This is a genomic window from Paenibacillus sp. GCM10027628, assembly GCF_042676385.1.
Classification (GTDB): domain Bacteria; phylum Bacillota; class Bacilli; order Paenibacillales; family NBRC-103111; genus Paenibacillus_E.
In genome coordinates this window covers 25,466-38,221 of sequence record NZ_JBHTHA010000026.1, presented here as the reverse complement: position 1 = coordinate 38,221, position 12,756 = coordinate 25,466, and the positions used below count along the sequence as shown (strand labels likewise).

General features: G+C 49.4%; 12 protein-coding genes. 9 read left to right on the top strand and 3 right to left on the bottom strand.

From position 1 onward, the window contains the following. The first annotated feature begins 598 nt into the window (after positions 1-598). The 8 genes from ACFQZT_RS18715 to ACFQZT_RS18680 all read left to right on the top strand — a co-directional run bounded on the left by ACFQZT_RS18715 (position 599) and on the right by ACFQZT_RS18680 (position 7,785). On the top strand, positions 599-1,699 hold the full coding sequence (locus tag ACFQZT_RS18715) for an amidohydrolase/deacetylase family metallohydrolase (protein ID WP_379302369.1): 1,101 nt from the start codon (positions 599-601) through the stop codon (positions 1,697-1,699). Continuing rightward, complete coding sequence (locus tag ACFQZT_RS18710; RefSeq protein ID WP_379302368.1) at positions 1,677-2,780, top strand: DgaE family pyridoxal phosphate-dependent ammonia lyase; 1,104 nt, start codon at positions 1,677-1,679, stop codon at positions 2,778-2,780. Before ACFQZT_RS18715 ends, ACFQZT_RS18710 begins: the two co-directional genes overlap by 23 nt. 1 nt (position 2,781) lies before the next feature. Next, positions 2,782-3,537 (top strand): 2-dehydro-3-deoxy-phosphogluconate aldolase, encoded by a 756-nt coding sequence (gene dagF, locus ACFQZT_RS18705; RefSeq protein ID WP_379302367.1) that lies wholly within the window; start codon positions 2,782-2,784, stop codon positions 3,535-3,537. Then, entirely contained in the window at positions 3,530-4,546 is a 1,017-nt protein-coding gene (locus tag ACFQZT_RS18700; RefSeq protein WP_379302366.1) for a sugar kinase, read from the top strand. The genes dagF and ACFQZT_RS18700 overlap by 8 nt, the downstream gene beginning before the upstream one ends. Beyond that, entirely contained in the window at positions 4,546-5,271 is a 726-nt protein-coding gene (locus ACFQZT_RS18695; protein WP_379302365.1) for a GntR family transcriptional regulator, read from the top strand. The genes ACFQZT_RS18700 and ACFQZT_RS18695 overlap by 1 nt, the downstream gene beginning before the upstream one ends. A gap of 81 nt (positions 5,272-5,352) precedes the next feature. Beyond that, positions 5,353-6,678, top strand: coding sequence for a GntT/GntP/DsdX family permease (locus ACFQZT_RS18690; RefSeq protein ID WP_379302364.1), 1,326 nt, complete (start codon positions 5,353-5,355; stop codon positions 6,676-6,678). Between the two features lie 156 nt (positions 6,679-6,834). Next, entirely contained in the window at positions 6,835-7,461 is a 627-nt protein-coding gene (locus tag ACFQZT_RS18685) for a hypothetical protein (RefSeq protein ID WP_379302363.1), read from the top strand. Between the two features lie 3 nt (positions 7,462-7,464). Next, positions 7,465-7,785 carry a DUF2653 family protein gene (locus ACFQZT_RS18680; RefSeq protein ID WP_379302362.1) on the top strand — a complete coding sequence of 107 codons (321 nt, stop codon included), beginning with the start codon at positions 7,465-7,467 and terminating at the stop codon, positions 7,783-7,785. A gap of 373 nt (positions 7,786-8,158) precedes the next feature. On the opposite strand, the gene ACFQZT_RS18675 is transcribed toward ACFQZT_RS18680, so the two are convergent. From ACFQZT_RS18675 to ACFQZT_RS18665, 3 genes are all read right to left on the bottom strand, one after another. After that, complete coding sequence (locus tag ACFQZT_RS18675; protein WP_379302361.1) at positions 8,159-9,010, bottom strand: SDR family oxidoreductase; 852 nt, start codon at positions 9,008-9,010, stop codon at positions 8,159-8,161. Between the two features lie 29 nt (positions 9,011-9,039). After that, positions 9,040-10,656: a long-chain fatty acid--CoA ligase gene (locus ACFQZT_RS18670; RefSeq protein WP_379302360.1), complete on the bottom strand. Its 1,617-nt coding sequence runs from the start codon at positions 10,654-10,656 to the stop codon at positions 9,040-9,042. A gap of 453 nt (positions 10,657-11,109) precedes the next feature. Then, positions 11,110-11,907 carry a Cof-type HAD-IIB family hydrolase gene (locus tag ACFQZT_RS18665; RefSeq protein WP_379302359.1) on the bottom strand — a complete coding sequence of 266 codons (798 nt, stop codon included), beginning with the start codon at positions 11,905-11,907 and terminating at the stop codon, positions 11,110-11,112. A gap of 120 nt (positions 11,908-12,027) precedes the next feature. Here ACFQZT_RS18665 and ACFQZT_RS18660 point away from each other — a divergent pair, with 120 nt between their 5' ends. After that, positions 12,028-12,717: a DNA alkylation repair protein gene (locus ACFQZT_RS18660; RefSeq protein ID WP_379302358.1), complete on the top strand. Its 690-nt coding sequence runs from the start codon at positions 12,028-12,030 to the stop codon at positions 12,715-12,717. Positions 12,718-12,756 lie beyond the last annotated feature (39 nt).

Genomic DNA, 12,756 nt, shown 5'->3' with positions numbered 1-12,756 from the left:
TCGCAAATAGAGAACATTTTGACTCTTTTGAAAAGGGAAATACCACCAATCACGCCTTTAAAGAATAAAATTCCATAACTAGCGAAGATTGTTCTCTATTTATGGAAATTTGTTCGTTCGAGCGTTATTTTGACCATTTCACCAATACCATAGCGTCAAACTTGTACGCTAATAACGACCTTTGTTCTTTAAGGCTGCTTCAAGAAGTTTGTGTAGCTTGCTGCTTTTGATCCTCGTTGACGAAGCTCAAGAGAAGGCGCGGGAGGCGGCTTTAATCTGTTACACCGCATCGTTCTTTGCACTTCTTCATCAACGCCTAATGGGTTTAGTCCATTCTAAAGCCGCGAATGATGCGGCTATCCCACAAGTCTGACCTTTCTGGATGAGAATGTACTTTCTCAAATTATATAAATCCTGCAAAACGTACAGGATATGAGGTGCAAGCGTTACCCATCAAATACCACTTTAAACATTATAACGTTATATTTACTTCGAGAACTTTCCGTGCTATCATAACATTATAACGTTATAATAATTCATCCACTTTCAGAACTACATGTAAGCGTATTAAATAGAGTTGCGGAAAAAGGTGAAATGAATGAAAGAACGGATTGTATTACGGAATGCAAAAGAAATAAATGAAAAAAGCATCGATATCATCATCGTTGATGGCCGTATCGCTGAGATCACGGAAGCGGGACACGGACAAGGTAACCAAGTGCTGGATTGCTCGGGTTTTTATGTATCGAGCGGCTGGATTGATATGCATGTGCATGCTTTTCCGGATTTTGATCCTTACGGGGATGAAATCGATGAAATCGGCGTCAAGCAAGGCGTAACCACCATCATTGACGCTGGGAGTTGCGGGGCGGACCGGATTGCAGATTTGGTAGCGAGCCGCGAACGCGCTCAGACGAATTTGTTTGCATTTTTGAACATATCCAGAATTGGTTTGCAAAGAGTCGATGAATTATCTAATTTGGACTGGATCGATAAAGACAAGGTCGTGCAAGCCGTCGAACAATATAAAGAAGTCATCGTCGGATTAAAAGCGCGAATCAGCAGCAGCGTCGTACGTGATAGCGGAATCGAACCTTTGCGCATCGCGCGTTCTTTATCTAAAGAAACGTCGCTGCCGTTAATGGTCCATATCGGTTCCGGACCTCCATGTATCGAGGAGATCGTCCCTCTTTTAGAACAAAGAGACGTTATTACCCACTACCTGAACGGAAAAGCCAACAACCTTTTTGATAACGAAGGTAAGCCGCTTCAAGTGCTGACAGATGCCATAGCCAGAGGTGTTCACTTGGATGTCGGTCACGGTACGGCGAGCTTTTCATTTAAAGTGGCTGAAGCTGCCAAAAGCAACGGCATCGGTTTAGATACGATCAGCACCGACATCTATCGCGGGAACCGGGTAAATGGCCCCGTGTACAGCATGGCTCATATTCTTTCGAAATTTCTTTATCTAGGTTATTCGCTGGAAGAAGTGATCGCCGCGGTCACCACGCATGCAGCGGGTTGGCTGAAGAGGCCGGAGCTTGGTCGTATCCAGGCCGGAGACGAGGCAAATCTTACGTTGTTTACCGTTGAAAATGAATCCGTGATACTCGTTGATTCCGAAGGAGACAAGCGAGTAGGTCACCAAAGAATAGAAGCTAAAGGAGTGTTTGTGAATGGCAAGTTCATTGAATGCTAAATATGGATTGAAACGCGTGATAAACGCGAGCGGTCGAATGAGCATTCTAGGCGTTTCGGCTCCGACGGATACCGTTATGGAGGCCATGAAGCATGGCGGCCAAAACTATGTGGAAATAGCCGATCTGGTTGACAAGGCAGGCGATTATATCGCTCGCATTCTCGGCTCCGAAGCAGCCGTAGTCGTGAATTCTGCTTCCAGCGGCATCGCCCTCTCCGTTGCGGGTATCGTGACCCAAGGCAATCGCCGCAAGAGTGAACGGCTCCATCAAGATCTCATTGCCAAGAACGAGATCATCATTTTAAAAGGGCACAACGTTCAATACGGCGCTCCGGTTGAAACAATGGTCTATTTGGGCGGCGGCAAACTTGTTGAAGTGGGCTACGCCAACGAAGGCAAAGCCGAACATATCGAAGATGCGATCACGGACTATACGGCGGCCATTCTTTACGTGAAATCCCACCATGCCGTCCAGAAGAACATGATTTCCGTTGAAGAAGCGTGGGAGATCGCGCAGCGCAACCGGGTGCCGCTTATCGTGGATGCGGCCGCGGAAGAAGATATTCAGAAGTATGTCAAATATTCGGATCTTGCGATTTATAGCGGTTCGAAAGCGATTGAAGGCCCTACCTCGGGGATTATCGGCGGGAAGCGCACATATATCGAATGGGTCAAAGTTCAGCTGCATGGCATTGGACGAAGCATGAAAGTGGGGAAGGAAACGACTTTCGGCCTGCTCCAAGCACTCGATGAATACGGTGTTAAAGCAGATAAAAGCGAGCAGGAGAAACAAGCTCTGCAAACGTTAATGCCGTTAAATGATCTCCCGGGCATTAACGTTACCATCGTTCAGGATGAGGCCGGCAGAGCGATTTTTCGCGCACGTATCTTAATCGATCCGGGCCAGACAGGAACGACAGCCAAAGAAATCGTTGCGGGATTGCGCGATGGAGATATCGCTATCTACACGCGCGATTACGGCGTACGACAAGGTTACTTCGATATTGATCCGCGTCCGCTTCAAGGCGACGATATGGAAGTCATTGCAACTCAAATACGGAAACTGGCAGGAGGCAATTAACATGTCCAACATTGCAAAACGTTTTTATAAAGGCCGTGCGGCGTTGAATGTACTGGCGAGCAGCGTAGAAAATGCTAAAGCGGTTTTCGAAGCTGCAGAAGGCTATGTATTGGTCGGCGTTCTTTCCAAGGATTATCCGACAGTAGAAACGGCAGTAGCTGCAATGAAAGAATATGGCAAAGCTATCGACGAAGCCGTATCGATCGGACTGGGTGCCGGCGACAATCGTCAGGCAGCCGTAGTAGCGGCTATTGCTAAGCATTATCCTGGCAGTCACATCAATCAAGTGTTTCCTGCCGTAGGGGCAACTCGTGCTAACCTGGGTGATCAAGATAGCTGGATCAACAGCTTGGTGTCTCCGACAGGCCGTGTAGGCTATGTCAACATCTCCACCGGCCCGGTCAGCGCTGCGCACGAAGAGCATGCGATTGTTCCGGTTAAAACGGCGATCGCGCTGGTACGCGACATGGGCGGCAATGCATTGAAATATTTCCCGATGAACGGCTTGAGCCGTGAAGACGAACTGCGTGCAGTCGCTCAGGCATGCGGAGAAGAAGGATTTGCGTTAGAGCCGACGGGCGGCATCGATAAAGAAAATTTCGAGACGATTTTGCGCATAGCGTTGGAAGCTAAAGTTCCGCAAGTGATTCCTCACGTGTACTCATCAATTATCGATAAGGCTACAGGTAAAACGAATGTTGAAGATGTCCGCGAGTTGCTCGAGGTCATGAAAAGACTGGTTGATCAACATGGCTAAGAAAATTGCGGCTTTTGGAGAAGTCATGATGCGTTTGCAAGTACCGGGGTATGAACTCCTGTCCCAAGCAAGCACATTAAACTACACGTTCTCCGGAACAGGCGTGAACGTAAGCTCGGCTTTGGCGCGCCTCGGGCATACAGGCTACCTGATATCCAGATTGCCGGCCAATGCCGTGGGGGATGCGGCGGAATCCTATCTTCGCAAGTTAGGCATCTCCCAGTCTTTCCTCAGTCGTGGCGGCAACTACTTGGGCATGTATTTCCTGGAAAATGGATTTGGTGCGCGGCCCAGCCGCGTTACGTATTCCAATCGCCAGGAGAGCAGCTTCAATACAGCGCCTGAAGGCACTTATAATTATGTCGAGATCGCTAAAAATATCGATATTGTCCATTTTTGCGGAATTACACTGGCGATGAACGATAACGTTCGGCAGCACATGAAAGCTTTGGCCAAAGCGGTCAAAGATCATGGCGGCATCGTCGTATTCGATTGCAACTATCGGCCGGGCCACTGGGGAGAAGGTGGTTATGCCAAAGCAAAGCCGCACTACGAAGAGATGCTGCATCTGGCGGATATGGTCATGATGAACGAAAAAGACGCGATGTTGATCCTAGGCATGCCGACTGACAAGGTAGAACGTCAAGATCAGCTGATGGACCTGATTCCAACCGTTGCCCGGAATTATCAAATTTCGGTCATCGCGGGGACGCATCGTTCGATTAACGGCGACAATACGCATTCCTTGCGAGGTTTTATCTATAAAAATCAAACATTCACCTTCTCCAAGCTTCTCACGTTTTCCGTCTATGATAGAATAGGTGCAGGAGATGCCTACACAAGCGGTATCGTCCATGGGGAGATTCAAGCATTCTCACCGCAACAAACAGTCGATTTTGCCGCAGCGGCAGGTATGCTCGCGCATACGATTGTGGGCGATACGCCGATGTCATCGGTGGGCGATATTCTTCGCGCGATGACGGAAAGAGTAGGCGATGTAGAAAGGTAGTGGATGTATCTGTGAACTTGTCACGTAATAAAAGACCATTATATTTGCAAATCATGAATATTTTGAAGGAACGCATCCTTCACGGTGTGTATCCTCTTGGGACCAATATACCTTCGGAACCGCAGCTGGAGCAGGAATTTAACGTAAGCAAAATTACAGTCCGCAACGCCATAAAAGAGCTTGCACAGGAAGGTTACCTGGAGAAGAGCAGCGGCAAAGGGACGAAAGTCATTCGCAATACGTCGGCTTCCAAGCTTTCCAAGTGGAAACGGTTCACGGAAGTGCTGGTCGAAGAAGGTCACCAAATTCGCAAGCAATTGCTGAAGACAGAGGTTGTAATCAATGAAGAGGGGTCCGAGCCATATCGCTGGTTGGGGGAGCGCTGCTTCCGTATTGAACGGCTATACCACCTGGATGATGTGCCTTACATTCATTACACGCATTATTTAACGATGCGGATGGCGGATATTGAGCTATCGGATTTAAATGAACAGTCTCTGTACGTGTTGCTTGAAGAGCAAGATATTTCTTTGGAAAAGTATCGGGATGAATTTGCTGTTGCAACCGCCCCCTCTCACGTTGAGAAGTTGCTGCAAGTCAAGGAAGGGGCGCCTTTGCTTAAAAGATCACGCTTTTCCTACGACGAGAGCGGCGATCTGATAGAGTACAGTCAAGGCTATTACAACACGGAATTGCAAAATTATGTGGTTAATTACGACATATAGGAACACTTAACTGTGTGCAATTCCTTTTCTCGCTACTAGAATGATAACGCTTACTACACCCATGGAGAAGAGGGATTAGAGATGAATTTGTATCTGTTAATGGTTACACTGTTAGCGATTGTGATTGTTATTTTAGGTGTTGCTTGGTGGAAATGGCATGCCTTTATAAGCTTAACGGTGGCGAGTTTGTTTCTCGCGCTCATGGCTGGATTATCGATGGACAAAATTGTCAGCGCTTATGAAACCGGCGTTGGAGCCGTTTTAGGACACTTGGTCGGCATTCTGGCGTTAGGTACGATTTTAGGCAAAATGATGTCGGACTCAGGCGCAGGCACACAGGTAGCCAATTTCTTCATCCGTGTTTTTGGTGAAAAGAGATTGCCATGGGCGATGCTGCTCTCAGGATTTATTATTGGGATTCCCGTATTTTTCGACGTAGGGATTGTTATGCTGCTGCCTTTGGTCATTTCGATTCACAAATCGACGAAGCAAAATATTCTCTTGATCGGGCTGCCCGTCATCGCCGGCTTGTCTATTGTGCATGGACTGGTGCCGCCGCATCCTGGCGCTATGACCGCGATTGGCATCTATAAAGCCGATATCGGTAAAGTGTTGATCTACTCTCTGATTATCGCCATTCCTGCAGCTATTATTGCGGGTCCGTTATTTGCAAAATGGGTGAACAAGCGCGTGGTGCCTATTGGAGAGCCGACGCTGCTCGGCGAGACTCCGGCGCCGCAAAAAGTACCTGGCACAGGTATCTCATTTTTCATTATTTTACTGCCTGTTATTCTCATGGTCTTGTCGGTTGTTGCTCCGTACTTGCCGATCCCGGGCGGGTTGTTGAAATTCCTAGTCTTTATCGGGAACTCGGTCATTGCACTTCTTATCTCTTGTTTTGCAGCGTACTACTTCCTGGGCTTTCGCCAAGGGATGAATAAAAATTATATCAACAAGCTTTCGCATGAATGTTTGCTGCCGGTTGGTTCCATCATTCTGATCATCGGCGCAGGCGGCGGGTTCAAACAGATTCTGGTCGCAAGCGGTGTTGGCACATCCATTGGGCAAATGGCCGAACATATGTCGTTGTCGCCGATCGTATTAGCGTTCATGGTAGCCGGTTTGATCCGAATTGCAACTGGTTCGGCGACGGTCGCCTTGACAACAGCTGCGGGTATCGTATCGCCAATTATCGAGCACATGTCCGGTGTGAATCTGGAACTTCTTGTCATCGCGACTGGCGCGGGCTCGCTGATGTTCTCCCATGTTAACGATGCCGGTTTCTGGATGGTCAAGGAGTATCTGGGACTAACCGTTAAAGAAACTTTCAAAACCTGGACGGTACTAGAAACACTGCTTTCCTTTATTGCCTTTGGAACCGTTTTGTTGGTCAATATGTTCGTATAAAAGACAAGCTCCTTCTACAAGAATCGCGGGCGTTCACGTTTCCGCATCCTGTAGAGGGAGTTTTTTCTAGGTTCAGAAAATGAAACTTATCGATCCGTGCTTTCGTATTACTAGATATATGAGTTAAATCGACTTACAGATAAGGTGGAGAACAAAATGAAAACAAAATTATTAGCCATTATGACGGCTGTCTTATTGCTGGCTAACACAGTTAACCTCTCCGTCGCGGATGCGAAGGGAAGCTCGCCAAGCACATCGTCCCGATCCGGGTCTTTCTCAACGGGCTCCAAGTCCAATTCGAATTTTAGCGGCGGGTCGAGCAGTAAAACATCGCCTAGCACATCAAATAGCGGTACTTCAAACGGCTTCAGCGGCGGATCGTCCAGCAAATCGACAGTGCCGAGTATGTCGAATTCGGGGGGCAGCACAAGCAGTGGCGCAACGAATAGCACAGGTTTTCAACGTCCTTCTTCGAATGTAACGAATGGAAGTACGGTTAATCCGAATACAGGTCGCACGTACTACGGGAATAGTACCTATGCGAACAACATTCCGTCAGGAACGCGTACCAGCAGCTTTTGGCCAATGGCCGGTGCGTTCGCCGCTGGAACGTTCCTAGGTTCCATGCTTCACCCGTGGGGAGGTTACTATGGTAACTCGTCTATGGGATATGTGCACCAGCCATTCTCCTTTTTCTCCATGTTGCTGGATATTATTTTGTTCATCGTCGTCATCTCTATCGTGATTGCCATTGTCAGGTCGTTCAGAAGAAGGAGCTACTAATCCATGCAATTATTCCTTGATCAACAAGACGTCGTAGATTCGGTTCATGTTTATATCGCAGCTCAAGATAATAACGGGCGCGTAGAGGGGAGTGCCCCTCACAACGTTCACGAAGTTGAGATTTCGTTCGATGAACGTTATGGGTTCTCAGCCAGCGGTCTGCTTTACGGCAGACGGTATCGCCTCAATCAGCAGGAAGTCATTGATGCCGTATCCGTCTATTTGTCCTCGTATTATTCGTTCCGGGCCGATCGGCTGCTCGTGAAGATGAACTGGGACGATACTTCGCATAGCTTCAGCGCGGACGTCATTGTCGAACGCTAAAATAAAAATCGCCATCCAGAAGACTCCGTGTGGAGCCGCTTGGGTGGCGATTTTTTGTTTACTGAGCAACTCAGGAGGGTACGCGCATGCAGGTTAAGCATGTTTTTCCGCGTTAAAGTACCGCTGGTGCGTCGAGAATCCGACTTAGCGCGGTTATTCCGCGTTAAAGTCTGGGAAGTTACCCGCTGCTGGGATTATCGAGCAGGTTAAGTATGATTTTCCGCGTTAAAGTACCGCTGATGCGTCGAGAATCCGACTTAGCGCGGTTTTTCCGCGTTAAAGTCTGGGAAGTTGCCCCGTTGCTGGGATAGTCGAGGAGGTTATGCATAAGGGCTGAGCCGCACCCGCGGTAGAGTCTTGCCTGCACTCCGCGCTAGGATTTGCCCTTACGCGTCAATTCCGCAAGGCCGGCCCACTGCTCCTCGGTAACCTCGAGCAGGTCGTTGAACTGCCCGGCGCCCTGCAGCCATTCGCCGCCGTCGATCGTGACGACCTCGCCGTTGATGTATCCGGCGTAGTCCGAGATCAGATAAGCGGCGAGGTTCGCCAGCTCATCCTTTTCACCGACGCGCCGCAGCGGCACGCGGTTCACGAGCTTCTCCGACAGCTCGGGCGTCGGAGCCAGCCGGCTCCACGCGCCGTCGGTCGGGAACAGCCCCGGCGCGATGGCGACTTGGCGGATGCCGTAGTGCGCCCACTCGACGGCGAGCGACCGGGTCATCGCGAGCACGCCGGCTTTTGCAGCGGCAGAAGGCACGACGAAGCCCGAGCCCGTGGACGCGTAGGAAGTCACGATGTTGAGCATCGTACCACCCGTGCCTTGTTGGATCCACCGTTTGCCGACCTCCAGCGTCGTGTAAAAGGTTCCGTGCAGCACAATGTTCAGCACCGCATCCACCGCACGAGGAGAGAGATGCTCTGTCGGGCTAGCGAAGTTGCCGGCTGCATTATTGATCAACACATCGATGCGGCCATAGTGCTGCTCCACCGCGTCTACCATCGATTGAATCTGGAGCGGGTCCCGCACATCGCAAGCTGTAAAAAATACCTCTTTGCCTTCCCCTCTCATTTCGTCGGCGGCGTTGGCCAGAACTTCCTCGCGCCGGCTAGTAATAGCCAGCTTCGCGCCTAATTGCAAAAATTTCTCACCCATAGCCCGGCCAAGTCCCGTACCACCGCCTGTAATAAGAATAACTTTATCTTTCAACAGATCATCGTTGAACACGCAAGCCAAATCCTTTCTTAGTGAGAAGTCTAGTCTCCTGTGAAATAGGTATGATATTGCTCACGCAACTCGCGCTTCATAAATTTGCCTACTGACGACCTTGGAATTTCATCCAAGAAAATAAGATCATCGGGAATCCACCATTTCGTGAACTTACTACCGAGGAATTCAAGAAGCTCTACCTTGTTTCCCGCCTGCAACGCAACATCTTTTAACACGACAAAAGCGAGAGGACGTTCGTCCCACTTCGAGTGAGGAACCCCGATAACACAAGCTTCGAACACGTTCGGGTGAGCCATTAAAGCATTTTCCAAATCCACCGAGGAGATCCATTCGCCACCGCTCTTGACCAAATCCTTCTCCCGGTCGACCAATTTTACGAACCCTTCCTCGTCAATAACTGCGATATCCCCGGTGCGCAACCACCCGTCCTCGAACGATTCTCGTGACCGCTCATCTTTGTAGTACTCTGTCGCCACCCATGGGCCGCGAAGCAGAATCTCGCCCATTTCCTGACCGTTCCAGGCGACTTTGCCGCGCGGACCGACGATCTTCATATCGAGGCCCGGTACAAGTATGCCTTGTGTAGCTCTTGTTCTATACTGCTCTTCCAAGGGCGCCTCTGCCTGATAGCTTTTCAGGCGAGCCACTGTAACGAGCGGAGTCGTCTCGGTCATTCCGTAAGCATGATAGAAGGGGACCTTCAACCTTTGCTCATAGCTTTCAATGAGGCTGCGAGGCGCGGCTGAACCGCCGCATATGGCGGCGCGCAGGCTGGATAGATCAGCCTTTAGCATCTCCTGGACTTTAAGCGAAGCCGTCCATACCGTAGGGACACCGGCCGCTATCGTTACCTTTTCATCCGCGATCAGTCGCAATAAAATATCCGGTGTCGGCGCTGGTCCCGGGAGTACTTGCTTGCTGCCGAACCAGACCGAAGCGAAGGGAAGCCCCCATGCATTAACGTGAAACATCGGCACGATGGGCATGACGATATCTTGTTCGGATAAACCTAGTGTATCGGTTAGTCCGATAGTGAGCGAATGAAGATAGATTCCGCGGTGCGAATACACGACGCCCTTGGGATTGCCGGTTGTAGCGGATGTATAGCACATGCCTGCGGGAGCGCTTTCATTTATATGAGCAGAGTATTCAAAATCAGGATCTCCATTATCTATCATGTTCTCATATAAATAGACCGGCTGTAAAGAAGTAGGCGGCAGTTCCTTTTTATCCGTAATCAGAATATAGCCTTCGATGGATGTTAATTGATCCTGGATTTTTTCAATGATCGGCAGCAGGCATTCGTCTACTAGCAAGAAACGGTCCTCGGCATGATTGAGGATATAAGCGACATGCTCGGCAGGAAGGCGAATGTTGACGGTATGGAGGACGGCTTCCATGCAGGGTATGGCGAAATAGGCTTCCAAATGCCAATGATGATTCCAGGCAAAAGTGGCCACGCGATCACCGGGTTTAACGCCAAGTGCTTGCAAAGCGCTGGACAGACGTCTCGTTCTTTGTCCAAAATCAGCGTAAGTGTATCTGTGGATGCCTGAGCTGGTGCGTGATACAACTTCCTTTTTTGGAAACAAGGATTGAGAGCGTTCAAAGAGCGAGAGCAGTGTTAACGGAAAATTTTCCATGGGGAAGCACCTCCGAAGAATGTCTGAATCGGGCATACGATAATTCTATTCTATGAAGGTCAATCTATGACTAACACCGGTTCCGCAATCAGAATTTTGCTTCCCCGGTGGCATTGCTCCTGTCCCCCTCGTCCCCTACTTAACACTATCCCTTTCGCTCAGTAGCTGCTCAGAATCGATGAAAGGAGCGGGATCAGTAAACAGAAATAAAGACAATTGGATATATCAATGGAATTGATGGAATAGTCAATGGACTAAAGGTGATAGGTTTATAGGGATGTGTGTATAAGTGGACTAAAGGTGATGTGACACCATCCTAGATTCATACTAACCTGTAGCTTTGCAGGTGAGTATAAACAAGGGTAACCTCTCGGTTACCCTAAAACATATAAATTCTATCATGTTGAAAAAAGGTCCCGGCACAAGCGCTGCTTGCAAGCTGGGACCTTAATTTTATTTCTCTAAAACAAACTTCTCAATGACATGACGGACGCCATCGTCGTTGTTGCTGCGCGTTACATAGTTCGCCAGCTCTTTGAGCTCCGGTAATGCATTATCCATCGCTACGCCGAGTCCGGCAACTTCGAGCATTTCACGGTCATTCCAGGCATCGCCAAGGGCAATGACCTCATCCAAGGAGCAGCCGATGTGCTGCGCGAGGAATTCGATGGCATGGCCTTTAGTGCCTTCCTTATGCATGAATTCCAAGTAATGCGGCTTGGATTTGGTGATGTGCAGCTTGTCGCCGAGCAGCGGCAGCAGCTCTTCGCGCAGCCGGTCGCAAACTTCCGGCTCATCGACGATGAGCAGCTTGGGCTGCGGGATGTCAATCCACTCTCGCAGATCCCCGACGATATACGGCGTCTTGGAGAGGCGCACGTAGTTTTTGATTTTATCGTTGTCTTCACCGACATAGAGCTGATCGCCGTGGTACAGCTGTAGATGAAGGTTTCTTTTCTCGCAAAAATCGAGCAGCAGCCGCGCGCTTTCCACGGGTACTGTCCGCTCGTAGAGGACTTCCTCATCGAGCAGATTTTTAATCAGAGCGCCTTGATAAGTGATGATCGGTACGTTGAGTCCGATTTGATTGGCGATTTTGGCGGCTGAGGGGAAGCTCCTGCCCGTCGCAATTGTGACGGTTACGCCTTTGGCCACAGCTTGATGCATGGCGTCAATTGTTTCTTGCGAAATCGTCAAATCGTCCCTGAGCAGCGTATCATCTAAATCCGTCGCAATTAGTTTGTAAGTCATGTAGTCCTCTCCTGTCCGATAAGTGTTCTGTATAAAAATTCTTCTACTAGCATAACGGAATGATCGTGGAATTGCTATAATGATACGTATAAATGATTGGTAAAAGGAGGCTCGGTTGCATTGGCAACACCCTATACGGACAAGCTGGAGGCCCACCTGCGAGCTCATCGTCATGCAGAAAATGCGCCTTCCATGGAAGCTTACATGAAAAATAATTTCCCGTTCCTCGGCATCAAGAATCCGGAGCGCGTGGCTCTAACCAAACAGTTTTGGAAAGAAAACGGCTTGCCAAAAGGAGCGGAAGGTATCGCCATTGCCCGAGAGCTTTGGGAGCTGCCGGAGCGAGAGTTCGCTTACACGGCTTTGATGATGTTCATTCAATTGCGCAAGGAGCTCAAGCGAGATGACATCGATCTGCTTGAGCAGTTGGTTGTCACCAAATCCTGGTGGGACACTGTGGATACGATAGCTGACCATTTGATCGGCTATCATTTGCAGCGTTATCCGGAGCTGATTCCGGCGCATGTGGAGAAATGGCTGGCCTCCGGCAACATGTGGCTGCAGCGGACGGCCATTCTGTTTCAGCTAAAATACAAAACTAAGACGGATGTATCTCTGCTTTTTGATTGCATCCGGCGCATGGCGGATTCGAAGGAATTCTTTATCCGCAAAGCGATCGGTTGGGCGCTGCGCGAGTATTCGAAGACGGATGCGGAGGCCGTCCGCGCCTTTGTTGTAGAGACGGAGCTCTCACCGCTCAGCGTGCGAGAAGCATTGAAGGTGATTCAGCGCAAAGAATCGATCGAATAAAAGAAGTATTTACTCATCCACATGGTTCGCGGTCGCGGC

Excerpts from the sequence above, each read along its gene's own strand:
- ACFQZT_RS18715 (WP_379302369.1), top strand. The coding sequence starts at position 599 with ATGAAAGAACGGATTGTATTACGGAATGCAAAAGAAATAAATGAAAAA.
- ACFQZT_RS18710 (WP_379302368.1), top strand. The coding sequence starts at position 1,677 with ATGGCAAGTTCATTGAATGCTAAATATGGATTGAAACGCGTGATAAAC.
- dagF (WP_379302367.1), top strand. The coding sequence starts at position 2,782 with ATGTCCAACATTGCAAAACGTTTTTATAAAGGCCGTGCGGCGTTGAAT.
- ACFQZT_RS18700 (WP_379302366.1), top strand. The coding sequence starts at position 3,530 with ATGGCTAAGAAAATTGCGGCTTTTGGAGAAGTCATGATGCGTTTGCAA.
- ACFQZT_RS18690 (WP_379302364.1), top strand. The coding sequence starts at position 5,353 with ATGAATTTGTATCTGTTAATGGTTACACTGTTAGCGATTGTGATTGTT.
- ACFQZT_RS18685 (WP_379302363.1), top strand. The coding sequence starts at position 6,835 with ATGAAAACAAAATTATTAGCCATTATGACGGCTGTCTTATTGCTGGCT.
- ACFQZT_RS18680 (WP_379302362.1), top strand. The coding sequence starts at position 7,465 with ATGCAATTATTCCTTGATCAACAAGACGTCGTAGATTCGGTTCATGTT.
- ACFQZT_RS18670 (WP_379302360.1), bottom strand. The coding sequence starts at position 10,656 with ATGGAAAATTTTCCGTTAACACTGCTCTCGCTCTTTGAACGCTCTCAA.
- ACFQZT_RS18665 (WP_379302359.1), bottom strand. The coding sequence starts at position 11,907 with ATGACTTACAAACTAATTGCGACGGATTTAGATGATACGCTGCTCAGG.